The following is a 24,462-nucleotide window of genomic DNA, read 5'->3' on the forward strand; positions in this document are numbered from 1 at the left end:
TAATTCTCGCCGGTCTCTTACTAAAATTAAAATTCTTTTCGCAGCCAGGTATTGATTCGTTTAAACCACGAACCTACCGACGCGCGTTTTTCTACTTCTGCTTCGCCACTGAGATGTGTTTCTTTCCCGTAATGAAGCAAGCCCACTGCCGTTGAGTAATACGGCTCCTGAGCATAATCCGTTAAACCGGTGATGTTCAGCGGTGCGCCGATGCGCACCTGCGTATGGAATACGCGCTGAGCACAGGCCGCAAGACCCTCAATTTGCGCCGCACCGCCGGTTAATACAATCCCCGCCGCAAGATGGTGTTTGACACCTTGCTGGCGAAGCTGTTCCTGTAACTGCAAAATCTCTTCGTTGACCAGGTTGAGTAGCTCGGTATAACGCGGCTCAATGACCTCGGCTAACGTCTGGCGCTGTAGGCTGCGCGGTGGACGTCCACCCACGCTCGGCACTTCAACGCTCTCATCTTTGCCCACAATGGAGCCAAGTGCACAACCGTGGCGCACTTTAATCGCCTCTGCATCGCTCGGTGGCGTGCCAAAGGCATAGGCGATATCGCTGGTCACCACGTTCCCCGCATAAGGGATAACTTTCGTGTGGCGCAGCGCCCCGCCGGTATAGACGGCCATGTCCATCGTACCACCACCGATATCCACGACACAGACGCCCAGCTCACGTTCGTCTTCAGTCAGTACGGAATAACTTGCCGCAAGACCGGCGAAAATCAGTTGGTCAACTTTAAGACCACAACGTTCAACGGCTTTGACGATGTTCTTCGCCATATCGTTGTGACATGTGATCAAGTGCACTTTTGCCTGCATACGCACGCCGGAAAGGCCTACCGGATTTTTAATCCCTTCCTGGTAGTCAATCGCATACTCCTGCGGGATCACATGCAGGACGCGATGTTCATCGCGGACGCGCACAGATTTCGCAGTATGCACTACGTTTTCGACGTCTTCCTGCGAGACTTCTTCTTCTGAGATCGGCACCATGCCAATCTCGTTCTGGCAGCTGATATGCTTGCCAGAAAGCGCCAGATACACGGAGGAAATCTGGCAATCTGCCATCAGTTCGGCCTGATCGATGGCGCGCTGTACGCATTTCACCACCGACTCAAGGTCGTTTACCCCACCTTTATCCATACCACGAGACGGGCAACTGCCCACACCAATGATATTGACCATACCGTCGGGCAGAACTTCCCCTACTAAAGCGGCAACCTTCGCAGTGCCAATCTCCAGTCCTACTACCAGTTTTCTGTCCGTCGCCTTGATCATTGTTATTCTGCCTGTACCTGAGCCTGAGTCTGTTGCTGATTAGGTTCCTCAACCGGCGCCGGGATCCACCCGACCGATGCGCCTGAGTCATAGCGCAAATCAACGTAGCTAATCCTTTTGCCTTCAGCCTGCGCCTGCTGCTGTAGAACGGGATAAAGTTCTACAAAACGGTTCAGACGCTTTATCGTGTCACCCCGGCCAAGATTCAGCTTAATATCGTTCGTCAGCGTCAATTGCCAGGAACGACGCGCCGTCATCGCGGCTTGTTTCAGGGTAAAACGATCTTTAGCCAGCACTTGCCCCATGTTACGGAAACCTTCCAGCACTTCGTTTTCGCTGCCTTCAGGACCATACAACATAGGTAAATTTTGCTTGCTGACACGATCGGCCGGGACGCTGAAAGAAATTCCATCTACGTCAACCATATGCTGATCATTCCAACGCGCAATGGGTACATATTCAACCAGATGAATCTTCAATTCATCCGGCCACTGCTTTCTAACGCTCGCCTGTTTAATCCAGGGCAAACGCTCAATCTGGCTCTGGATAATATTCACATCCTGCGTCATGAAGGTGCCGGGCGATCCTAATGCCAGAATCGACTGACGGATATCATCATTACGCGTGTAGTGACGATCACCTGTCACCACCAGTTTCGACAGAGGCAGACGTTGTGCATCTTCCATCCAGCCGAGCACCATCCAGCCGCTGCCAAACACCGTACACAGCACGGCGAGCAGGAAGGTAATCCCTGCAAGACGCGTTCCATTACTCCGTCGCGAAGAGGAATACTCTTCTTCTTCGTCACGGTTTCGCGTGTTCAGCGCAGCCTGAGACATATCAGCCCGCCTGGTCCAGAATACGAACCACTAACTGCGAGAAGCTCATTCCCGCCTGGCGCGCCGCCATCGGCACCAGGCTATGACTGGTCATACCCGGTGAGGTGTTGGCTTCCAGCAGATAAAACTGCCCATCGCTATCCTGCATCACGTCGATCCGTCCCCAGCCACGGCAGCCAAGTACATGCCAGGCTTTTAGCACCAGCGCGTTTAAAATGGCTTCACGCTCCGCTTCCAGACCACTTGGGCAGAAATATTGCGTCTCATCAGAGAGATACTTCGCCTCATAATCATAGAAGGTTCCAGCTGGTTGGATACGAATTGATGGTAAAATTTCTTCACCAAGCATCGCAACGGTAAATTCCGGTCCGCTGAGCCATTTTTCAATCAAAACTTCTTCATCATGTTGAAATGCCAGCGCTAATGCAGATGATATATCGCCAGCTTCGTCAACCTTAGACATTCCTACGCTTGAGCCTTCACGGCTGGGTTTCACAATCACCGGCAATCCCAGCGCCGCAATACGTTCAGTGACGCTGGCGTCAAGGCCCTGCTCAAATTCACGACGGGTCATAGCTACCCATGGCGCAACCGGCAAACCGGCCCCCTGCCACAGCAGTTTGCTGCGCAGTTTGTCCATGGAGATGGCCGAGGCCATCACACCGCTGCCGGTATAAGGCAGACCGATGATGTCCAGCAGCCCTTGCAACGTACCGTCTTCACCGCCGCGGCCGTGCAGCGCGATAAAGACTTTAGCAAAACCCATCTCTTTCAGGCGCGTCACGTCAGTCTCTTTCGGATCGACCAGATGCGCATTAACACCGCCTTCGCGAAGCCCTGCCAGCACCGCCGCGCCCGAATTCAGAGAGACTTCGCGTTCTGCAGAAGTGCCGCCAGACAGGACCGCAATCTTATCAGCCATGACGTTCTTCCTCCGAAATTTGCGGCTTAAGTTTGATTTCAGCCAGAGTACGGGCGATCTTGCCGATATTTCCCGCACCCTGCACCAGAATCAAATCATTGCCGGTCAACACCGGAGCAAGCATCGCTGCCGCCTGGGCATGATCGGAGACCAGAATCGGGTCGATCTTGCCGCGACCGCGAATGGTGCGGCAAAGAGAGCGACTGTCTGCGCCCGGAATCGCCGCTTCGCCCGCCGCGTAAACTTCCAGCATCAACAGGGTATCAACCTGTGAAAGCACATTCGCGAAATCGTCATAGAGGTCGCGCGTACGGGTATAGCGGTGTGGCTGAAACAGCATGACCAGATTTTTGTCCGGCCAGCCCGCGCGCGCCGCTTTGATCGTGGCGTCCACTTCGGTCGGGTGATGGCCGTAGTCATCAACCAGCATCGCGGTTCCGCTTTTTCCGTTCACGGTTTCCAGTGGGAACTCGCCAAGGAAATCGAAACGACGACCGGTGCCCTGGAAGCTTTCCAGCGCCCGCAAAATGGCCTCGTCATCAATGCCTTCTTCTGTTGCAACCGCAACGGCCGCCGCGGCGTTCAGGGCGTTGTGACGACCCGGCGCATTCAGCGTTACCTGCAGCAGCTCTTTATCCTGACGTGCCAGGGTGAAATGCCCCTGCGCACCAATCTGTTTGTAACTTTCCACCCGAACATCGGCATCTTCGCTGAAACCGTAGGTCGTGATCTGACGACCGACTCGCGGCAGCAGCTCGCGGATCACCGGGTCGTCTACACACATTACGGCCCGTCCATAAAACGGCAAATTGTGGAGAAAGTTTATGAATGTTTGCTTTAAATTTTCGAAGTCGCCCTGGTAGGTATCCATATGGTCGGCTTCGATGTTGGTCACGATTGCCACCATCGGCTGCAAATGCAGGAAAGAGGCGTCACTTTCATCCGCTTCAGCGATCAGATAACGGCTGTTACCCAGGCGCGCGTGTACGCCCGCGGCTTTGACCAGGCCGCCGTTGACGAAGGTCGGATCGAGGCCCGCTTCAGCATAAATGCTGGAGACCATCGCCGTGGTGGTGGTTTTACCGTGGGTTCCGGCAATGGCGATGCCGTGACGAAAACGCATCAGCTCGGCCAGCATCTCTGCACGGCGGATCACCGGGATACGTGCTTCGTGTGCAGCAACAATTTCCGGGTTGTCGGCAGAGATGGCGCTGGAAACGACCACCACGCTGGCATCAAGGACGTTTTCCGGGCGATGGTTAAAATAGATAGTCGCACCGAGCGACGCCAACTGTTGCGTAACAGGGTTCGGCGCCAGATCGGAACCGCTGATCTGGTAGCCTTCATTCGCCAGCACTTCGGCAATACCGCCCATACCGGCGCCGCCGATGCCAACAAAATGAATGTGCCGGACGCGACGCATCTCGGGCACGATTGAACGCAGTTTCGCCAGTTGTTGTGTATTCATTCTCTAAACGCCATCGACTACTTCAAAAAATTCGTGCAGCGCAACACGCGCTGCGAGGGTTAAACCTGGGCTGCCAGGCTCACTTCTTTTGCCACCCGTTCCGTTGCATCCGGGATCGCTGCGGCACGTGCATGCTGCGCCATCTCCAGTAATGTCTTCCGGTCCCAGCCCGCCAGGGTGGTGGCGACCGCGTCTGCGGTAAACTGCGGCTGTTCAAAAATTTTCGCGGCGCCGGCTTTCTCAAGCGGCAACGCATTCCAGTACTGCTGACGATCTTTGTGCTGGAACGGCACAAACAGCGCCGGTAAGCCTGCGGCGGCAATTTCGCTCACCGTCAGCGCGCCGGAGCGGCAGACCACGACATCGGCCCAGGCATACGCCGCCGCCATGTCGTCGATAAATTCAGTCACTTTATGCTGCGGCTGGCCCGCGTCGGCATAGGCCTGCTCGACCGTTTGCTGACCGCCCTTCCCGCTTTGATGCCAGATGGTCACCGCGTCACCGAGCCTGGCCGCAACCTGCGGCAGCGTCTGGTTCAGAATGCGCGCCCCTTGAGAGCCGCCCACTACCAGCACACGCACCGGGCCTTCGCGCCCGACAAGACGCTCCTGCGGCAACGGCAGTGCAAGCACGTCCACACGCACCGGGTTACCCACCACATCCGCTTTCGGAAATGCGCCGGGAAACGCCTGCATCACTTTGCTGGCGATACGGGAGAGCCACTTATTGGTCAGACCGGCAATACCGTTCTGCTCATGCAGCACAACCGGGATCCCCAGCGACCACGCCGCCAGCCCACCAGGACCCGAGACATAACCGCCCATCCCCAGCACCACGTCCGGCTTGAAACGCTTCATGATCGCCCGCGCCTGGCGCCAGGCGTTGAAAATGCGCACCGGCGCCAGCAGCAGGGCTTTGATCCCCTTGCCGCGCAAGCCGGAGATATGGATAAAGTCGATCTCAATCCCATGCTTCGGTACCAGATCGGCCTCCATGCGGTCTGCGGTTCCCAGCCAGCGTACCTGCCAGCCCTGATCCATTAAATGGTGCGCAACCGCCAGTCCCGGGAACACATGCCCGCCGGTACCGCCTGCCATCACCATTAACCGCTTCGGTTGATTCATCGTGAACCTCGTGTAAACGCCTGGGCATTTTCCAGACGCGTTTCATAATCTATGCGTAGCAAAAACATAATGGCGGTCGACATGATCAACAGACTCGAACCACCATAACTGATTAACGGCAGCGTCAGACCTTTGGTTGGCAGCATACCGGCTGCGGCACCCACGTTAACTAAAGCCTGAAAACTGAACCAGATACCGATTGAACAGGCCAGAAAACCTGAGAAACGGTGGTCGATAACCAGTGCTTTCCGGCCGATCGACATCGCACGGAAAGCGACGAAGAATACCATTAAAAGCGCTAATACCACACCGATATAACCCAGTTCTTCCCCAATGATGGAGAAGATGAAGTCGGTATGCGCCTCGGGTAAATACTCCAGTTTTTGCACTGAATTCCCTAACCCCTGACCCCACATTTCACCGCGGCCAAAGGCCATCAATGACTGGGTCAGCTGATAACCGCTGCCGAAGGGATCTTCCCAGGGATTCCAGAAAGAGGTCACACGACGGATACGGTACGGTTCGGCAAGGATCAGCAGTACCACTGCGGAGATCCCCATTCCGATGATGGCGATGAACTGCCAGAGTTTCGCCCCCGCCAGGAACAGCATCGCCAGGGTGGTAACAAACAGTACGACCACGGTCCCGAGGTCAGGCTGGGCCAGCAACAGAACCGCCAGCACCAGGATCACGCCCATCGGTTTTAAGAAGCCGCGCAGGTTGTTACGAACCTCATCCACCTTGCGCACCAGATAGTTGGCGAGGTAGCAGAACAGCGACAGCTTGGTGAATTCGGCAGGCTGAATACGCAGCGGGCCAAAGGCAATCCAGCGCGAGGCCCCATTCACCGAGCTACCCACCACCAGTACGATCAGCAGCATGACGATCGAGGCGATCAGCATGGCGGTACTGTGGCGTTGCCAGAAGACCATCGGCAGACGTAAAGTCACCATCGCCAGACAGAACGCCAAAATGATGTACAGCCCGTCACGCTTGGCAAACAGGAAAGGATCGTTAGCCAGACGCTGCCCGACAGGCATTGAGGCTGAGGTCACCATAATAAAGCCAATCGCCGCCAGCCCCAGCGTGAGCCAGAGCAGCATACGGTCGTACATCACCAGGCTATCGGAATCTTTATCCCTGGACCCCATGACCCAGCCTTTGAGCGCCGACGAAATCCACACCAGGATGCTGAATCCCGGCATGCGCGGCATGCGCGGCATCTTCAGGCGAGGGAGAGAGAAGCGCATTAGCCTAACTCCTTCGCCAGACGGGTAAAGAGATCGCCACGCTGCTCGAAATTCTTAAACTGATCGAGGCTGGCGCAGGCTGGCGAGAGCAGCACCATGTCACCCGGCTTCACGCGCGGGGCAATCAGCCGCATCGCCTGCTCCATGGTATCGGTTTGTTCAGCGATATCCGGGCGCAGCGCCGCCAGTTCTGCCCCGTCACGGCCAAAGCAGTAAAGACGCACGTTGTCGCCGCTGAGGTACTGTTTCAGCGAAGAGAAATCGGCAGCTTTGCCGTCGCCCCCCAGCAGCAGATGCAGGGTGCCCTCAACGTGCAGGCCATTTAGCGCCGCTTCGGTGCTGCCAACGTTGGTGGCTTTTGAATCGTTGATCCAGCGAACGCCGTTATGCTCAAGCGCCAGCTGGAAGCGATGCGCCAGACCGCTGAAGGTAGTCAGGGCTTTCAGGCTGGTGGCGCGCGGCAAGCCGGCGGCATCCGCCAGCGCCAGTGCGGCAAGGGCGTTGGTGTAGTTATGCTGGCCCGTCAGGTGCATCTCTTTCACGTTCAGCACCTTTTCACCTTTCACCCGCAGCCAGGTTTCGCCCTGCTGACGGTTCAGATGATAGTCGCCCATATTAATACCGAAACTCACGCAGCGTTCATCTGCCCCACGTACTGGCATGGTCAGCGCATCATCGGCGTTCACCACGCAGACGCGGGCATTTTCATAGACACGCAGCTTGGCGGCGCGGTACTGCTGCAGACCAAACGGATAGCGATCCATATGATCTTCGGTAACGTTGAGGATGGTAGCAGCGACCGCCTGCAGGCTTGAGGTGGTTTCCAGCTGGAAGCTGGAGAGTTCAAGGATGTACAGCTCGCGGGCTGCATCCAGCAGCATCAATGCTGGCAGGCCGATATTGCCGCCCACACCGGCATTAACGCCCGCCGCTTTCGCCATTTCACCTACCAGGCTGGTGACGGTGCTTTTGCCGTTGGAACCGGTAATGGCCACGATCGGCGCCTGAGCTTCACGGCAGAACAGTTCGATATCACCGACGATCTCGACGCCCGCCTCTGCCGCCGCGCTTAACGCCGGGTGGGCCAGGGCAATGCCCGGGCTGGCGACAATCAGATCGGCGGCGTGAAGCCACGCTTCATTCAGACCACCAAGGTGGCGTTCAACCTGCTCCGGCAGTTTATCCAGACCCGGCGGAGAGGTACGCGTATCCATCACGCGAGGCGTAACGCCTCGTGCGAGGAAAAAGTCCACGCAAGAGAGGCCGGTTAAGCCCAACCCGATGATAACGACTTTTTTACCCTGGTAATCTGCCATGATTAACGTACCTTCAGCGTTGCCAGGCCAATCAGCACCAGCATCAGCGAAATAATCCAGAAGCGCACGATGACGCGCGGCTCTGGCCAGCCTTTCAATTCATAGTGGTGATGGATAGGCGCCATACGGAAGATGCGCTGACCGCGCAGTTTGAAGGAGCCAACCTGCAAAATCACCGACAGGGTTTCAACCACAAACACACCGCCCATGATCACCAGCAGGAACTCCTGACGCAGCAGTACGGCGATGATGCCCAGCGCGCCACCCAGTGCCAGCGAACCCACGTCGCCCATAAAGACCTGCGCCGGGTAGGTGTTGAACCACAGGAAGCCGAGGCCCGCACCGACAATCGCCGTACAGACGATCACCAGTTCACCCGCGTGTCGCAGATAAGGGATGTGCAGGTAGCTCGCAAAATTCATGTTACCTGTCGCCCACGCCACCAGTGCAAAACCGGCCGCCACGAAGACGGTAGGCATAATTGCCAGACCATCCAGGCCATCGGTCAGGTTTACGGCGTTACCAGTACCGACAATCACAAAGTAGGCCAGCAGGATGTAGAACAGCCCCAGCTGCGGCATCACGTCTTTAAAGAACGGCACCACCAGCTCGGTTGCCGGAGTGTCTTTTCCTGCCAGATAGAGCGCAAAGGCGACGCCCAGCGCGATCACCGACATCCAGAAATACTTCCAGCGGGCGATCAGCCCTTTGGTGTCTTTACGCACGACTTTGCGGTAGTCGTCGACAAAACCGATAATGCCATAGCCCACCAACACCACCAGCACGCACCAGACATACGGGTTTGACGGGTAAGCCCAGAGCAGCACCGACACCACAATCGCGGTGAGGATCATAATGCCGCCCATGGTCGGCGTACCGCGTTTACTGAAGTGCGACTCAGGGCCGTCGTTACGCACAACCTGACCGAAAGAGAGTTTTTGCAGACGGGCAATCATGCGCGGACCCATCCACAATGAGATGAACAGCGCAGTCAGCAGGCTGACGATGGCGCGAAACGTCAGATAAGAAAAGACGTTAAAGCCGGAATAATATTTGACCAAATGCTCGGCCAGCCAAACTAACATGTCCCATTCTCCTGTAAAGCGTGCACAACCTCTTCCATGGCAGCACTGCGTGAACCTTTCACTAAAACTGTCACAATTTGCTGCTCTTCGACCAGCGTCTTAAGACGGGCAATCAACGCCGCTTTATCGGCAAAATGCTCCCCGACACCACTGGCCTGGCTGATGTTTTTACTGAGATGACCAGCGCTTAACACGCGATCGATACCGGAGGCTTTCGCCGCCTCACCCACCTGGATATGGCAGGCTTCGCTCTCGTCGCCCAACTCGGCCATATCGCCGACCACCATCACGCGGTAACCAGGCATCTCAGACAGCACCTGTACTGCAGCAGTCATAGAACCGACGTTGGCGTTGTAGGAGTCATCCAGCAGGAGTTTATTTTCCGCCAGCGGAATGGGGAACAGGCGTCCGGGGACCGCTTTCAGGTTTGCTAGCCCCGCTTTGATGGCCGACAGCGGTGCGCCGACCGCCATTGCCAGCGCGGTGGCCGCCAGGGCATTTGCGATATTGTGACGACCCGGCAGAGGCAATAGCACCTCCACATCCCCTGTTGGGGTCTGCAGGGTAAATTCTGTGCCGTGGGAGGTCACGTGAACGTTGGTGGCGGTGAAGTCGCTATTGGCGGCATTCGGTGAGAAGCGCCAGGTTTTGCGATCCCCGATGACGCTTTGCCAGTTCAGCCAGTCGTTGTTGTCGGCATTCATGATGGCGATGCCGTTGACCGGCAGACCGGTGTAGATCTCGCCCTTCGCTTTCGCCACGCCTTCCAGCGAGCCGAAACCTTCAAGGTGCGCCGCGGCGAGGTTGTTTACCAGCGCCGCTTCCGGCTGCGTCAGACTCACGGTCCAGGCGATTTCGCCCTGGTGGTTAGCCCCCAGTTCGATCACCGCATATTCATGCTCGCGGGTCAGACGTAGCAGCGTCATCGGCACGCCGATATCGTTATTCAGGTTGCCTGCGGTATAGAGCGTGTTACCGCACTGGCTAAGGATCGCGGCGGTCATCTCCTTAACGGAGGTTTTGCCGGAAGAGCCGGTCAGCGCCACAATACGCGCCGGGACCTGCTGGCGAACCCATGCGGCCAGTTCACCAAACGCCAGACGCGTGTCTTGCACCACCGCCTGCGGCAGGTCGATATCCAGTTTACGACTCACCAGCAATGCGCCAGCACCCGCCGCTTTCGCTTGCTCAGCAAAATCGTGCGCATCGAAACGCTCACCCTTCAGCGCCACAAACAGGCAGCCGGGGGTAATTTTACGCGTATCGGTGGTGACGGCATCGAAGGTCAGCTCGCCGCTGACGTCTGCGCCCAGGATAGTGGCCAGCTGGCTTAGCGTTACGCTAATCATGCCATGACTCCCAGCAGACGCGCCGCGGTGATACGGTCGGAGTAGTCCAGACGGTTAGTACCGACGATCTGGTAATCTTCATGGCCTTTACCAGCCAGCAGCACCACGTCGTTTTCACCGGCCTGCATGATGGTGTTGGTTACCGCTTCGGCGCGGCCTTCCACCACACGAGCACGTCCGGCATCCAGCATGCCAGCCAGAATGTCGTTGATGATGGCGCGCGGCTCTTCGGTACGCGGGTTGTCATCGGTCACTACCGCGATATCCGCGAATTGCTCGGCAATGGCACCCATGAGGGGGCGTTTGCCTTTATCGCGATCGCCGCCGCAGCCAAAGACGCACCATAGTTTACCGGCGCAGTGCAGACGCGCGGCTTCCAGCGCTTTCTCGAGCGCATCCGGGGTGTGGGCATAATCCACCACGACAGTAGGTTTGCGCGGGGCGGCGAACACTTCCATACGCCCGCAAACCGGCTGCAGACGCGCGGCGGTGCCAAGCAATTCTGCCAGCGGATAACTCAGCGCCAGCAGGGTAGCGAGAGCCAGCAACAGGTTGCTGACGTTGAACGCCCCCATCAAGCGGCTTTCGATTTCACCTTCACCCCAGCTTGATGCAAAGCGAATAGTCGCGCCGCTATCGTGATAGATCACCTCGGTGGCTTTCAACCAGCGACCGTGGCAGTTCGGGTTGATATGGTCGGCCATGGAGACCGCAACGGCATCCGGCAGCTTAGCCAGCCAGCGGCGTCCCACTTCGTCATCAGCGTTGATAATCGCCTGACCGGCGTGGTGCGTGGCATACAGCTGCCATTTTGCCGCTTCGTAGTTTTCCATGTCGCCATGGTAGTCGAGATGGTCCCGGCTCAGGTTAGTGAACACGGAGGCGGCAAATTTCAGTGCCGCAACACGGTGCTGAACCAGCCCGTGAGAAGAGACTTCCATTGCGGCAAAGGTCGCGCCCTGCCCTGCCAGGCCGGCCAGCACATGCTGTACGTCGACGGCAGAGCCGGTGGTGTTTTCCGTTGGGTTCACTTTGCCCAGCAGGCCGTTCCCCACCGTACCCATCACCGCGCTGGTTTCACCCAGCAGCTGCGCCCACTGCGCCATCAGCTGCGTGGTGGTGGTTTTACCGTTGGTGCCGGTTACGCCAACCAGACGCAACTGGTCAGAAGGTTCGTTATAAAAACGCCCCGCCAGCGCGGAGAGTCGTTCGGTTAACTGGCTGAGATAGATGACCGGCACGCCGTGCATTTCACGTATTTCGCCATCAGCGGCCTCATCTTTTGCCTCAGCAATAATGGCAGCTACACCTTGCGCTATCGCCTGCGGGATATACCGACGCCCGTCCGCCTGATGACCGACTACTGCCACAAAAAGATCGCCCGAGGCAGCCGCACGGCTGTCGAGTACCATCTCTCGCAGGACTCGCGCAGGTAAACCTGATACCCACGGAGCAAGAAGGTCGCGCAAATTACGATCTGCCACCTGTTCCCTCGCCTTGATTAATCACAAATTCACTTTTCTCGCCCGTTGTCAGCGCATCCGGCTCGATGTTCATGGTGCGCAGTACGCCGCCCATGATGGCACCAAAGACCGGCGCGGAAACGGCGCCACCGTAGTATTTACCCGCCTGTGGATCGTTGATAACCACCACCAGCGCAAAACGCGGATTACTCGCAGGCGCAACGCCTGCGGTATATGCAATGTATTTATTGATGTAGCGACCATCCGGCCCGACTTTTTTCGCCGTACCGGTTTTAATCGCGATGCGATAGCCTTTGATCGCCGCTTTCACGCCACCGCCGCCGGGCAGGGCCACGCTTTCCATCATGTGCACGACGGTGCGAACGATCGATTCCGGGAAGATACGCTCACCGGGAACCGGCGGATCAACTTTGGTAATCGACAGCGGGCGATAGACGCCATAGCTGCCAATCGTTGCATAGACACGCGCCAACTGTAACGGCGTTACCATTAGCCCGTAGCCGAAAGAGAAGGTGGCCCTCTCTATGTCAGACCACCGTTGTTTTTGAGGATATAAGCCACTGCGTTCTCCGACCAACCCCAAATTGGTCGCCTTTCCGAGTCCAAAACGCGAGTAAGTTTCTACCAACGCTGAGGACGGCATCGCTAACGCCAGCTTAGAAACGCCGACGTTACTCGACTTCTGTAAAACCCCGGTGAGGGTCAATTCGCTGTAACGCGCCACGTCTTTGATTTCGTGACCGTTGATTCGGTAAGGCACCGTGTTCAGCACGGTATTTTCATTGACGATGCCACGCTGCAGCGCCGTCATCACCACCATCGGTTTGACCGTTGAACCTGGCTCGAAGACGTCAGTGATCGAACGGTTACGCATGGCGTCTTTGGCGGTTCCGGCAAAATTATTCGGGTTATAGGATGGGCTGCTGGCCATTGCCAGCACTTCGCCGGTGCTGACATCCACCAGTACCGCACTGCCGGATTCCGCTTTGTTAAAAGCGACGGCGTTGTTCAGTTCACGATACACCAGCGCCTGCAGACGCTCGTCGATGCTCAGCGCAAGGTTGTGCGCCGCCTGGCTGTCGGTGGAAGAGATATCTTCAATGACGCGGCCATAACGGTCTTTACGGACCACACGCTCGCCCGGCTGGCCGGTCAGCCACTTATCGAAACTTTTCTCGACGCCTTCAATGCCCTGGCTGTCGACGTTGGTAAAGCCAATCAGGTGCGCGGTCACTTCCCCGGATGGGTAGTAACGACGCGACTCTTCACGAAGGTGAATACCCGGCAGCTTCAGTTTTTTGATGTAGTCGGCCATATCAGGGTTAACCTGACGCGCCAGATAGATAAAGCGCCCTTTCGGGTTCGCATTGACGCGGGCAGCCAGCTGATCGAGCGGCATTTTCAGCGCGTCGGAGAGAGCCTTCCAGCGGTTATCGAGCGAGATCCCACCGGCATCATGCAGTTCTTTGGGATCGGCCCAGATCGCTTTCACCGGCACGCTGACCGCCAGCGGACGGCCGGAACGGTCGGTGATCAGACCACGCGAAGTTGACACTTCCTGCACGCGCAGGGAGCGCATGTCGCCCTGACGTACCAGCATGTCAGGGGCAATGATTTGCAGCCACGCCACGCGTCCCAGCAGGAAACCCAGCGCCAGTAAAATGCAGCCGCAAAGCAACGCAAAACGCCAGCTGATGAAGCTGGCCTGTTCTTCCTGACGTTTTGGTTTTAGCGCCTTCGCCGCGGATTTCATGCGTCGCGTTTTCCCTTATTTTTGTACTACGATATTTTCCTGAGAAGGATCAACATGCTGCATCTGCAGCTTTTCCGTTGCGATCCGTTCAACCCGGCTATGATCGCCGAGCGCATTTTCTTCGAGGATCAAATTTCGCCACTCGATATCCAGCGCATCACGCTCCAGCACCAGCTGTTCGCGCTGCGCCGTTAACAAACGGGTATGGTGAGCGGTGGTCACAACGGTGACCGCCGACACAATGATGCAAATGAACAGACACAGTGGCAGCTTGCCGAAACGCAACAGGTCGTCCCAGATAACACCCGGCAAGGCATGACGCTCGTTGCTGCCTAACGTCTCTTTCACCTTGCTGAGGGTGTCTGCCACTCTGCCGATCATGCATGAGTCCTTTCTGCAATGCGCAGCACTGAACTGCGGGCGCGCGGGTTCTCTTCCACTTCCGCTTCGCCCGGCATTAACTTACCTAAGGCACGTAGCTGGCGGCCGCCCAGTTTTTTGAGCTGCTCTTCCGTCATCGGTAACCCGGCCGGAACCTGCGGGCCACGGCTCTGTTCACGCATAAAGCGCTTCACAATGCGGTCTTCCAGCGAGTGGAAGCTGATTACCGACAAGCGACCGCCCGGAGCCAGCACGCTAAGCGAACTTTTCAGGGCTTGCTCGATTTCATCAAGCTCGCTGTTAACCCAGATACGCACCGCCTGGAAGGTGCGGGTAGCCGGGTGCTTGTACTTGTCTTTTACCGGCGTGGCCGCGGCGATCACTTCCGCCAGCTCTTTGGTGCGGGTCATGGGTTCGATACGGTTACGTTCCACGATGGCGCGAGCAATACGTTTGCCAAAACGCTCTTCCCCGAAGGTTTTGATCACCCAGGCGATATCGGCTTCTTCGGCGGTTTGCAGCCACTCGGCGGCAGATTGGCCGCGCGTCGGATCCATACGCATGTCCAGCGGGCCATCGCGCATAAAGGAGAAGCCACGTTCAGCATCATCAAGTTGTGGTGAGGAGACGCCAAGATCGAGGAGGATCCCGTCAATTTTGCCGGTTAAATCGCGCTCGCTGACGTAATCAGCCAGCGCGGAGAAAGGACCATGTACGATGGAAAAGCGAGGGTCATCGATGGTTTTCGCCACGGCGATAGCCTGCGGATCGCGATCGATTGCCAGCAAACGGCCGTCCGCGCCCAGTTGGGAGAGGATCAAACGTGAGTGGCCACCCCGGCCAAAAGTGCCATCAATATAGATGCCATCAGGACGAATATTCAGGCCATTGACGGCTTCATCCAGTAGCACCGTCGTATGTTTATAATTTTCCATCATTTTTTATAGAGACAAATCCTGCAATCGTTCCGACAATGTTGCGGAATCAGACTGCTCAGCGTCGATATCTTCCTTGACCCGTTGATACCAGGTCGTTTCATCCCACAGCTCAAACTTATTGAACTGTCCGACCAGCATCACTTCTTTTGTCAGACCGGCATGCTGCCGCAGCACGGGCGCAATCAATAAACGCCCCGCGCTGTCCATCTGACATTCACTGGCATGACCCAATAACAGCCGCTGCACGCGGCGTTCCTGCGGGTTCATGCTCGACAGTCGAGACAGCTTTTGCTCAATGATTTCCCATTCAGGCAAGGGGTAAAGCAGCAGGCAGGCGTGGTTGATGTCAATGGTGCAGACCATTTGACCAGAAGCGCTCTCGTTCAGCTGGTCGCGATATCGGGTTGGTACCGATAAACGCCCTTTGCTGTCGAGATTGACTAACGTCGCTCCACGGAACATGCCAGTCTCACCCCTCCTCACCACTTTAACCCACAAATTCCCACTTAAGGGAGTTTACGGAGCGATGGAAAAGCTTGTCAAGCCAGGACTTCCGCGACATCTGTCTAAATGTCACTGATTTACGAATGGAAGTTCGTCCGGCTATTAACTACCCAACTGGCGCGGCAAAATTAACGTGATGAATAGCTGTGAGAAAAAACGCGAATACGCATATCCGTCTTTAAAACCACGTCTATCATCGCAGGTAAATATATAGTGTCAGTTTGCGACGCGGGCGGCATTTTAAGCCATATTGCGGGGGGATAACAGCGCTAGCTGCGCTGCGGGCGCGAAGCCTGTAGCGGGCAGGCGTAAGCAGGTAACGCCAGGCGAAAAAATGGCTGATAATTCAGCACTGACTGTCGGTTATGTAACAAAATAATACAATTAAAGGCGCTACTGACAATAAAATAAACATCAAGAGAAGGTTTAAACAATAAAAGGAATTAAAAAGCGTAGCAGGCAAAGGTTTTAAAGGAATTATCTTAAAAATACTGTGGGAATTAATATGTTGATTCAGGATGAGAATTTCAGGGCAGCTTTCGCTGCCCTGATGTCTTTACGCGCGGCTTAAAATACCGCGACGATAAAGGTTACGACGAATACGGGTCAGCCCCGGTTTCGGCTTACGTGGCTCATCGAGGCTTGCCAGTACAATCTCTAACACCCGCTCGGCCACGTCGCGATGACGCTGCGCTACAGCCAGCACCGGGCACTGCAAGAAATCGAGCAGCTCATGATCGCCAAAGGTCGCAATGGCCAGATCGGATGGCAGCTTGCCTTCACGACGTAAGGTCACGTCCATTACCCCCTGTAACAGTGCAAACGAGGTAGTGAACAGAGCCTGCGGCATCGGATGGGTCTCCAGCCACTTTTCGAACAGCTGGGCCGAGGCCTCGCGTTCATAGCTATTGGCATAGAGGTAATCAACTTTACGGGGATCGTCTTTCCATGCTGTGCGGAAACCCTGCTCACGCAGGAAGCTCACGGAGAGTTCCGGCAGTGCTCCCAGATAGAGGACATTTTCCGCCGGAAAAGTACGCAACTCTGCCGCCAGCATTTCAGCATCGTCCTGATCCGCGCCGACCACGCTGGTGAAATGCTCACGATCTAACGCACGGTCGAGGGCGACAATCGGAAACGCATCATTGGCCCAGCGCTGATAGAAAGGATGCTCAGGGGGTAAGGAGGTGGAAACGATAATGGCATCAACCTGGCGCTGCAACAGATGCTCAATGCAGCGCATCTCGTTATCGGGCTGATCTTCCGAACAGGCGATCAGCAGTTGATAACCACGCTGACGGGCCTGGCGCTCAAGGTAGTTTGCGATCCGGGTATAGCTGGTGTTTTCCAGATCCGGGATCACCAGACCGATCGAACGGGTGCGCCCGGCACGTAAACCTGCCGCGACGGCATTCGGATGGTAGTTATGTTCACGAACCACTGCCATGACTTTCTCAACGGTCTTATCGCTGACACGATACTGCTTCGCTTTACCGTTAATCACATAACTTGCCGTTGTTCGCGATACCCCGGCTAGCCTGGCGATTTCATCCAGTTTCACAATTGCCCCTTAAAAAAAAGAAAAGAGTCCATGACCTCGTCAGGGTTATGGCTAAATCTTGTAACATCTAAGCGCAGAATAGCCTGTCCGGCAACCGCTTTTGTCGGTGCAGCGACATCGGTGCACAAAAAAAAGCCCGGTCATTCATACCGGGCAAGCTAGAGGCGAACCTTTTTATCCTTAACGCATCACTTTGTCACCGCGGGAAAGACCCACGACGCCTGAACGCGCCACTTCAACAATTTTGGCGACATCCCGCACCGAGGCGAGGAAGGCGTCCAGTTTATCGCTGGTGCCGGCCAGCTGAACGGTATAGATGGAGGGAGTAACGTCGATGATCTGCCCGCGGAAAATGTCCGCATTACGTTTCACCTCTTCCCGGCCATAACCCGTGGCCTGAATTTTCACCAGCATGATCTCACGTTCGACGTAAGCCCCCTGCCCCAGCTCGCTGACGCGCAACACATCAACCAGTTTGTGCAGTTGCTTTTCGATCTGCTCCAGTACCTTTGCATCACCCACCGTCTGGATGGTCATGCGCGAAAGCGTCGGATCGTCCGTTGGGGCAACCGTCAGGCTTTCGATTTTATAGCCGCGCTGTGCGAAAAGCCCAATCACGCGTGATAGCGCTCCGGACTCGTTTTCCAGTAATACCGATAATATCCGGCGATTATCAGGTTCTCTCCGTTTTGCTTAACCACATCTCATCCATACCGCCGCCACGAATATGCATCGGATAGACATGCTCGGTGCCATCAACCACGACATCGACAAACACCAGGCGGTTATTGTTGACGTGCTCAAGGGCTTCGCTCAGTTTCGTCTCCAGCTCGGCCGGACTGCTGATGCGTATACCGATATGGCCGTAGGCTTCAGCCAGACGAACAAAATCAGGCAGTGACTTCATGTACGACTGCGAATGGCGGCCGGAATAGATCATATCCTGCCACTGCTTCACCATGCCCAGATAGCCGTTGTTCAGGTTAAGGACCAGCACCGGCAGGTCGTACTGCAGGGCAGTGGACAGCTCCTGAATGTTCATCTGAATACTGCCATCGCCGGTCACGCAGACCACCGTTTCATTCGGTAACGCCAGCTTCACGCCCAGCGCGGCAGGCAGGCCAAAGCCCATGGTGCCCAGACCGCCGGAGTTGATCCAGCGACGTGGTTTATCGAACGGGTAATAAAGAGCGGCAAACATCTGGTGCTGTCCCACATCCGAGGTCACATAAGCCTCGCCTTTTGTCAGTCGCCAGAGGGTTTCAATCACCGCCTGGGGCTTAATGCTCTCGCTTTGCGTGTCGTATTTCAGGCACTGACGCGCGCGCCACTGTTCAATCTGCAGCCACCAGTCGCGGATCTCATCGAGCGGCTGAACGTCGTTTTCCTGCCCAAGCAGTTCCAGCATTTGTTCCAGTACCAGACGGGCGTCGCCAACAATGGGCACATCCGCCGGGACAGTTTTGGAAATCGAGGTTGGATCAATATCAATGTGCAGCACGGTCGCGTTGGGGCAGTATTTCGCCAGGTTGTTGGTCGTGCGATCGTCAAAGCGCACCCCTACAGCAAAAATGACGTCGGAATTGTGCATCGTCATGTTGGCTTCATAGGTGCCATGCATACCAAGCATGCCGAGCGCCTGACGGTGGGTGGCCGGAAACGCGCCTAACCCCATTAATGAAGAGGCCACCGGCAGATTCAACTTTTCGATAAGCGCGCGCAGCTGCGATTCACACTTGGCGTTCACCGCCCCGCCGCCAACATACACGACCGGCTTTTTGGCGGTGACCAGGGTCTGCAACGCCCGTTTAATCTGGCCCTTGTGCCCCTGCGTGGTGGGGTTATAAGAGCGCATGCTGACGGATTCAGGCCAGACGTAAGGCAGTTTGTTCGCCGGATTGAGGATATCTTTAGGCAGGTCAACCACGACCGGACCGGGACGCCCGGACGCCGCCAGCCAGAAAGCTTTTTTCAACACGCCGGGGATATCTTCCGTCTGTTTGACCAGGAAACTGTGTTTCACCACGGGTCGGGAGATGCCCACCATGTCGCACTCCTGAAAGGCATCGTAGCCAATCAGCGAGGTCGCCACCTGACCGGAGAGCACCACCATCGGAATGGAGTCCATATAGGCTGTGGCGATACCCGTAATGGCATTGGTCGCGCCAGGGCCGGATGTCACCAGCACCACGCCAACTTCGCCTGTTGCACGTGCCAGTCCGTCGGCCATATGCACGGCAGCTTGCTCATGACGTACCAGAACATGATCGATACCGCCCACGGTATGTAGCGCATCGTAAATATCGAGGACCGCGCCCCCGGGGTAACCGAACACTTGCTTCACGCCCTGATCGATTAACGATCGGACGACCATTTCGGCGCCAGACAACATCTCCATGATTAGCCTCCAGGCTTATCGTTTCAGACGGACAGGAGAAATATGCACTGCGCCGTCTTTTTTGTCAGGGTTACCCCTGGCGTTTTTTTATTGTGCAGAGTGACAGTTAACATAACCGCTCGCCGGAAGGCAGGCAATTAGCAAACCTGCGCGGAGCCATAAGCACTAAAGAAGAAATATGAGGTATTAATAATTGTTATGGATAAATCAACTACGATAACGAACAGCCGTGAGCATTCATCATTTAAAAAGGGAAAGGTACAGTAATTCATGCAATTTTACTGACCGGAAGCGGCAATGAAAAAAATGGCGACAGAATAAAATTTCACGAACAAAAAGAAAGTCAGGATAAATAGCAACAACAGTGCAATTTATCCTGAAGTCGTTTAGCGGCGGCAGACGCTCGCCAGCAGCTCTTCCATCCATTGATGGCCTTTATCGCGTCCGGCAGCTTCATGCCATGAGAGATAACATGTACGCGAGTTCAGGTTCAACGGCAGCGGTAATATCCGCAGATTCAGCGGCCCGGAAAACTCCTCTGCCAGCCAGCGCGGCGCGATAGCAACCAGCTGTGTTTGTGAGACGACGTTTAATACGCTGACCATTGCCATGCCCTGATACGCTACGCAGGCCTGTTTATCCGGGGTGTCATACCACGGCTGGCTAAAAGAGGCGTAGCGATCGAGGGCGACAACCGCATGCTCTTCGCTATATATATCGCTCTCCAGCAGCGTACCATGCAGACGTGGATGTGTTTTGCTGGTCACCAGCACCATTTCATCTTTGAATAAAGGTACGCAGGAAAATTCCGGGCGGCGGAACTCTTCATACCCAATCACAAACTCGGTTTCCTGATAACGCAGCTGATGTTCGGTATTCTGGTTAAGCGAAGATTTGAACACCAGGTGAATATTAGGCGCGACCTGCTCAACTTTATTATAAATAAGCGAGGTCATATACGTATCGAGAGGGCTGCAAACGCACAAATGGAAAATACGCTCGCTGCTGGAAGAGTCGAACCCCGACCCAGGCAACTCATTCTGTACAAGCTGCAACGCCTGGCGTACCGATGCAAATAGCTGGAATGCACGCGCAGTAGGCTGGATCCCTCGGCCATAGCGCACAAATAACTCGTCATTAAACATGACCTTGAGTCGGGCAACCGCATTACTGACGGCGGGCTGTGACATCCCCAGCGAATGGGCAGCGCGCGTGATATTTTGCTCCTGCATTACCGCATCAAATACCGTTAGCAGATTCAGATCCACCGTACGGAGCTGTGGTTTTGCCCCCTCGAATGCTGCTGTTTTTTCAACTTTTTCTACAGACATATCCTGCTCCACTGTCACGTTAAACTCCCTTTACTCGTCAGCAACAATCAATTTTGAAAATATGATTTACCACGCATATAAAACAAGAAAAAGGAAAATGTTACAAATTAGGAATATATAAATACCCGTCAACCGTGACAGGGTTGAAAAATAAAACGTGAGAACCTATCCTGACAGGAGGAAACATACTTATAAGTTTATAGTTCGAATGAAAACATAAATTACGCGAATAAACAATATCGCGTTTAGTTAAGGCTTATTTAAGTATTAATGAATTATTAATAGCCTTTTATTTTAAATGATTAACATTTTTTTATCACTACGCCTACCGGTATACGCTTTATAGGTTGAGTATCAAGCTAACATAATGAAAATTAACGCATTCAAAAAACGGCACCTTTGTATCAAAAGTTTGAACAATTGCAATCAAGTATATGCAAACGATTCTGACTATGTATTCTCCGCGAACCGCCAGACGAATAAAATTGTCTGAAAGGGAAAAACCAGCACAATAAGCTAATTGCCTGCGATGAAGCTGGCGGGTTGAAAGCGCGTTTTCACCGTGCAGGGGTTGACATCAAACCGCGTATCCAGTACCACTAAAAGCATATCTTATTTATCTGGGGCATGATTCATGATTCACAGCATTCGTTTCACCGGTCTACTACTACTAAACGCATCCACTGTGCGCGGTAGACTGGCGGGCGAAATTCAGCACTGAATCGTTCTCTGGTAAGACAAAAAACCCGCGCCACTGCGCGGGTTTTTTTATGCTCGTAGCAAGGCGCCCAAATTCAGATAAGGACCTAACCCATGAGCCAGCAAGTCATTATTTTCGATACGACCTTACGTGACGGTGAACAGGCATTACAGGCAAGCCTGAGCGTTAAAGAGAAATTGCAGATTGCGCTGGCCCTGGAACGTATGGGTGTAGACGTAATGGAAGTGGGCTTCCCGGTCTCTTCTCCGGGTGATTTTGAATCTGTTCAGACCATTGCCCGCACCATTAAAAACAGCCGCGTGTGCGCCCTGGCGCGTTGCGTCGAAAAAGACATCGATGTGGCGGCTGAGTCGCTGAAAGTGGCTGAAGCCTTCCGAATTCATACCTTTATTGCTACTTCACCAATGCATATCGCCACCAAGCTGCGCAGCACGCTGGATGAGGTGATTGAGCGCTCCATCTATATGGTGAAACATGCCCGTAACTACACCGACGACGTTGAGTTCTCCTGTGAAGACGCAGGCCGTACGCCGATTGACGATCTGGCTCGCGTAGTGGAAGCCGCCATCCGTGCCGGTGCCACTACCATCAACATCCCGGACACCGTCGGCTACACCATGCCGTTCGAATTCTCTAACATCATCACCGGCCTGTATGAGCGTGTGCCGAACATTGATAAAGCGATCATCTCCGTTCACACCCATGACGATTTGGGTCTGGCAGTCGGCAACGCCATCGCCGCGGTTCATGCGGGTGCCCGTCAGGTAGAAGGCGCGATGAACGGTATCGGCGAGCGCGCGGGTAACTGTTCGCTGGAAGAAGTAATCATGGCGATCAAAGTGCGCAAAGACATCATGAATGTGCAGACCCGCATTAATCACCACGAAATCTGGCGCACCAGCCAGACCGTCAGCCAGATCTGCAACATGCCGGTCCCGGCGAATAAAGCGATTGTTGGCACCGGCGCTTTCGCCCACTCTTCCGGTATCCACCAGGACGGCGTGCTGAAGAACCGCGAAAACTACGAAATCATGACCCCGGAATCCATCGGTCTGAACCAGGTCCAGCTGAACCTGACCTCCCGCTCCGGCCGTGCCGCGGTAAAACACCGCATGGAAGAGATGGGTTATAAAGACACCGACTACAACATGGATCACCTGTACGACGCCTTCCTGAAACTGGCCGATAAGAAAGGCCAGGTCTTCGATTACGATCTGGAAGCGCTGGCATTTATCAACAAACAGCAGGAAGAGCCAGAGCATTTCCGTCTGGATTACTTCAGCGTGCAGTCAGGTTCGAGCGATATTGCCACCGCCTCCGTCAAGCTGGCCTGCGGCGATGAGATCAAAGCCGAAGCCGCCAACGGCAACGGGCCTGTCGATGCCATCTATCAGGCCATTAACCGCGTCACCGAGTACGATGTTGAGCTGGTCAAATATGACCTGACGGCCAAAGGCCAGGGTAAAAACGCGCTGGGTCAGGTCGATATCGTGGTCAACTATAACGGCCGCCGCTTCCACGGCGTGGGCCTGGCAACCGATATTGTGGAGTCCTCCGCAAAAGCGATGGTTCACGTCCTGAACAACATCTGGCGTGCCGCCGAAGTGGAAAAAGAGTTGCAACGCAAAGCTCAGAATAAAGAGAACAATAAGGAAACCGTGTAATGTCGAAGAATTACCATATTGCTGTGTTACCGGGCGACGGCATTGGCCCCGAAGTTATGGCACAGGCGCTGAAGGTTCTGGAAGCGATCCGCACCCGTTTTGCGATGAAAATTACTACCAGCCACTATGATGTGGGCGGTATCGCCATCGATAATCACGGCACCCCGCTGCCGCAGGCGACCGTGACCGGCTGTGAGAATGCCGACGCTGTGTTATTTGGCTCTGTGGGTGGCCCGAAATGGGAACACCTGCCACCTGCAGAGCAGCCAGAGCGCGGTGCGCTGCTGCCGCTGCGTAAACACTTCAAGCTGTTCAGCAACCTGCGTCCGGCCAAGCTGTACCAGGGCCTGGAAGAGTTTTGCCCGCTGCGCGCCGATATCGCAGCTAACGGTTTCGATATTCTATGCGTTCGCGAGCTGACCGGCGGCATCTACTTTGGTCAGCCAAAAGGCCGCGAAGGCAGCGGCCAGCACGAAAAAGCGTTTGATACCGAGGTGTATCACCGTTTTGAGATCGAACGTATCGCCCGTATCGCGTTCGAATCTGCCCGCAAACGCGGTCATAAAGTGACGTCGATCGATAAAGCCAACGTGCTGCAATCCTCGATCCTGTGGCGTGAAATCGTCAATGAAATCGCCCGTGAATACCCGGACGTGCAGCTGTCGCATATGTATATCGACAACGCCACCATGCAGTTGATTAAAGATCCTTCCCAGTTCGACGTACTGCTGTGCTCCAACCTGTTCGGGGACATTCTCTCTGACGAGTGCGCGATGATCACCGGCTCAATGGGGATGCTGCCGTCTGCCAGCCTGAATGAAGAAGGGTTTGGCCTGTACGAACCGGCAGGCGGCTCGGCACCGGATATCGCGGGCAAGAATATTGCTAACCCAATTGCACAGATCCTGTCTTTAGCGCTGCTGCTGCGCTACAGCCTGGATGCTAACGACGCGGCGACGGCGATTGAAAACGCCATTAACCGTGCGCTGGAAGAAGGCATTCGCACCGGTGATTTGGCCCGTGGCGCTGCTGCAGTTACTACCGATGAAATGGGCGACATCATTGCCCGCTATGTCGCTGAAGGGGTGTAA

At 55.3% G+C, this 24,462-nt stretch carries 21 protein-coding genes; 3 read left to right on the forward strand and 18 right to left on the reverse strand.

Annotated elements, in window-relative coordinates; all coding sequences use genetic code 11:
• Positions 1–26 precede the first annotated feature (26 nt).
• The 18 genes from ftsA to leuO all read right to left on the reverse strand — a co-directional run bounded on the left by ftsA (position 27) and on the right by leuO (position 20,986).
• The gene (gene ftsA, locus C3F35_RS08010) at positions 27–1,283 is read right to left on the reverse strand and encodes a cell division protein FtsA (protein ID WP_032616543.1); all 1,257 of its coding nucleotides are present in this window, start codon (positions 1,281–1,283) and stop codon (positions 27–29) included.
• Positions 1,284–1,285: 2 nt separating this feature from the next.
• Positions 1,286–2,122, reverse strand: coding sequence for a cell division protein FtsQ (gene ftsQ / locus C3F35_RS08015; protein WP_103792738.1), 837 nt, complete (start codon positions 2,120–2,122; stop codon positions 1,286–1,288).
• Position 2,123: 1 nt separating this feature from the next.
• On the reverse strand, positions 2,124–3,044 hold the full coding sequence (locus tag C3F35_RS08020) for a D-alanine--D-alanine ligase (protein WP_032616540.1): 921 nt from the start codon (positions 3,042–3,044) through the stop codon (positions 2,124–2,126).
• Positions 3,037–4,512, reverse strand: coding sequence for a UDP-N-acetylmuramate--L-alanine ligase (gene murC / locus C3F35_RS08025; RefSeq protein WP_032616539.1), 1,476 nt, complete (start codon positions 4,510–4,512; stop codon positions 3,037–3,039). Before murC ends, C3F35_RS08020 begins: the two co-directional genes overlap by 8 nt.
• 59 nt (positions 4,513–4,571) lie before the next feature.
• Positions 4,572–5,636 carry an undecaprenyldiphospho-muramoylpentapeptide beta-N-acetylglucosaminyltransferase gene (murG, locus tag C3F35_RS08030; protein WP_103792737.1) on the reverse strand — a complete coding sequence of 355 codons (1,065 nt, stop codon included), beginning with the start codon at positions 5,634–5,636 and terminating at the stop codon, positions 4,572–4,574.
• Positions 5,633–6,886 carry a cell division protein FtsW gene (ftsW, locus tag C3F35_RS08035; protein ID WP_059308725.1) on the reverse strand — a complete coding sequence of 418 codons (1,254 nt, stop codon included), beginning with the start codon at positions 6,884–6,886 and terminating at the stop codon, positions 5,633–5,635. Before ftsW ends, murG begins: the two co-directional genes overlap by 4 nt.
• Positions 6,886–8,202 carry a UDP-N-acetylmuramoyl-L-alanine--D-glutamate ligase gene (gene murD / locus C3F35_RS08040; RefSeq protein WP_032616535.1) on the reverse strand — a complete coding sequence of 439 codons (1,317 nt, stop codon included), beginning with the start codon at positions 8,200–8,202 and terminating at the stop codon, positions 6,886–6,888. The genes ftsW and murD overlap by 1 nt, the downstream gene beginning before the upstream one ends.
• Positions 8,203–8,204: 2 nt before the next feature.
• A complete protein-coding gene (gene mraY, locus C3F35_RS08045; RefSeq protein WP_032616534.1) occupies positions 8,205–9,287 on the reverse strand; it encodes a phospho-N-acetylmuramoyl-pentapeptide-transferase in 1,083 nt (360 codons plus the stop codon).
• A complete protein-coding gene (gene murF, locus C3F35_RS08050) occupies positions 9,281–10,636 on the reverse strand; it encodes a UDP-N-acetylmuramoyl-tripeptide--D-alanyl-D-alanine ligase (protein WP_059308727.1) in 1,356 nt (451 codons plus the stop codon). The genes mraY and murF overlap by 7 nt, the downstream gene beginning before the upstream one ends.
• Positions 10,633–12,120: a UDP-N-acetylmuramoyl-L-alanyl-D-glutamate--2,6-diaminopimelate ligase gene (murE, locus tag C3F35_RS08055; RefSeq protein ID WP_103792736.1), complete on the reverse strand. Its 1,488-nt coding sequence runs from the start codon at positions 12,118–12,120 to the stop codon at positions 10,633–10,635. The genes murF and murE overlap by 4 nt, the downstream gene beginning before the upstream one ends.
• Complete coding sequence (locus C3F35_RS08060) at positions 12,107–13,873, reverse strand: peptidoglycan glycosyltransferase FtsI (RefSeq protein ID WP_032616530.1); 1,767 nt, start codon at positions 13,871–13,873, stop codon at positions 12,107–12,109. The genes murE and C3F35_RS08060 overlap by 14 nt, the downstream gene beginning before the upstream one ends.
• A gap of 15 nt (positions 13,874–13,888) precedes the next feature.
• Positions 13,889–14,254, reverse strand: a complete 366-nt coding sequence (ftsL, locus tag C3F35_RS08065; protein WP_032616529.1) for a cell division protein FtsL — start codon at positions 14,252–14,254, stop codon at positions 13,889–13,891.
• Positions 14,251–15,192: a 16S rRNA (cytosine(1402)-N(4))-methyltransferase RsmH gene (gene rsmH, locus C3F35_RS08070; RefSeq protein ID WP_032616528.1), complete on the reverse strand. Its 942-nt coding sequence runs from the start codon at positions 15,190–15,192 to the stop codon at positions 14,251–14,253. The genes ftsL and rsmH overlap by 4 nt, the downstream gene beginning before the upstream one ends.
• A gap of 3 nt (positions 15,193–15,195) precedes the next feature.
• On the reverse strand, positions 15,196–15,654 hold the full coding sequence (gene mraZ, locus C3F35_RS08075) for a division/cell wall cluster transcriptional repressor MraZ (protein WP_032616527.1): 459 nt from the start codon (positions 15,652–15,654) through the stop codon (positions 15,196–15,198).
• Between the two features lie 598 nt (positions 15,655–16,252).
• Entirely contained in the window at positions 16,253–17,257 is a 1,005-nt protein-coding gene (gene cra, locus C3F35_RS08080; protein ID WP_032616526.1) for a catabolite repressor/activator, read from the reverse strand.
• Positions 17,258–17,437: 180 nt separating this feature from the next.
• A complete protein-coding gene (gene ilvN, locus C3F35_RS08085) occupies positions 17,438–17,920 on the reverse strand; it encodes an acetolactate synthase small subunit (RefSeq protein ID WP_103792735.1) in 483 nt (160 codons plus the stop codon).
• A gap of 10 nt (positions 17,921–17,930) precedes the next feature.
• On the reverse strand, positions 17,931–19,655 hold the full coding sequence (gene ilvI, locus C3F35_RS08090) for an acetolactate synthase 3 large subunit (RefSeq protein ID WP_032616524.1): 1,725 nt from the start codon (positions 19,653–19,655) through the stop codon (positions 17,931–17,933).
• 386 nt (positions 19,656–20,041) lie between these two features.
• A complete protein-coding gene (gene leuO, locus C3F35_RS08095; protein ID WP_032616522.1) occupies positions 20,042–20,986 on the reverse strand; it encodes a transcriptional regulator LeuO in 945 nt (314 codons plus the stop codon).
• A gap of 634 nt (positions 20,987–21,620) precedes the next feature.
• On the opposite strand from leuO, the gene leuL reads away from it, so the two are divergent.
• The 3 genes from leuL (at position 21,621) to leuB (ending at position 24,462) form a co-directional block, all read left to right on the forward strand.
• Positions 21,621–21,707, forward strand: a complete 87-nt coding sequence (gene leuL, locus C3F35_RS27345) for a leu operon leader peptide (RefSeq protein ID WP_077227153.1) — start codon at positions 21,621–21,623, stop codon at positions 21,705–21,707.
• Between the two features lie 92 nt (positions 21,708–21,799).
• Complete coding sequence (gene leuA / locus C3F35_RS08105; protein WP_032616521.1) at positions 21,800–23,371, forward strand: 2-isopropylmalate synthase; 1,572 nt, start codon at positions 21,800–21,802, stop codon at positions 23,369–23,371.
• On the forward strand, positions 23,371–24,462 hold the full coding sequence (gene leuB, locus C3F35_RS08110; RefSeq protein ID WP_059308730.1) for a 3-isopropylmalate dehydrogenase: 1,092 nt from the start codon (positions 23,371–23,373) through the stop codon (positions 24,460–24,462). Before leuA ends, leuB begins: the two co-directional genes overlap by 1 nt.

The organism is Leclercia sp. LSNIH3, assembly GCF_002935105.1.
Lineage (GTDB): Bacteria > Pseudomonadota > Gammaproteobacteria > Enterobacterales > Enterobacteriaceae > Enterobacter > Enterobacter adecarboxylatus.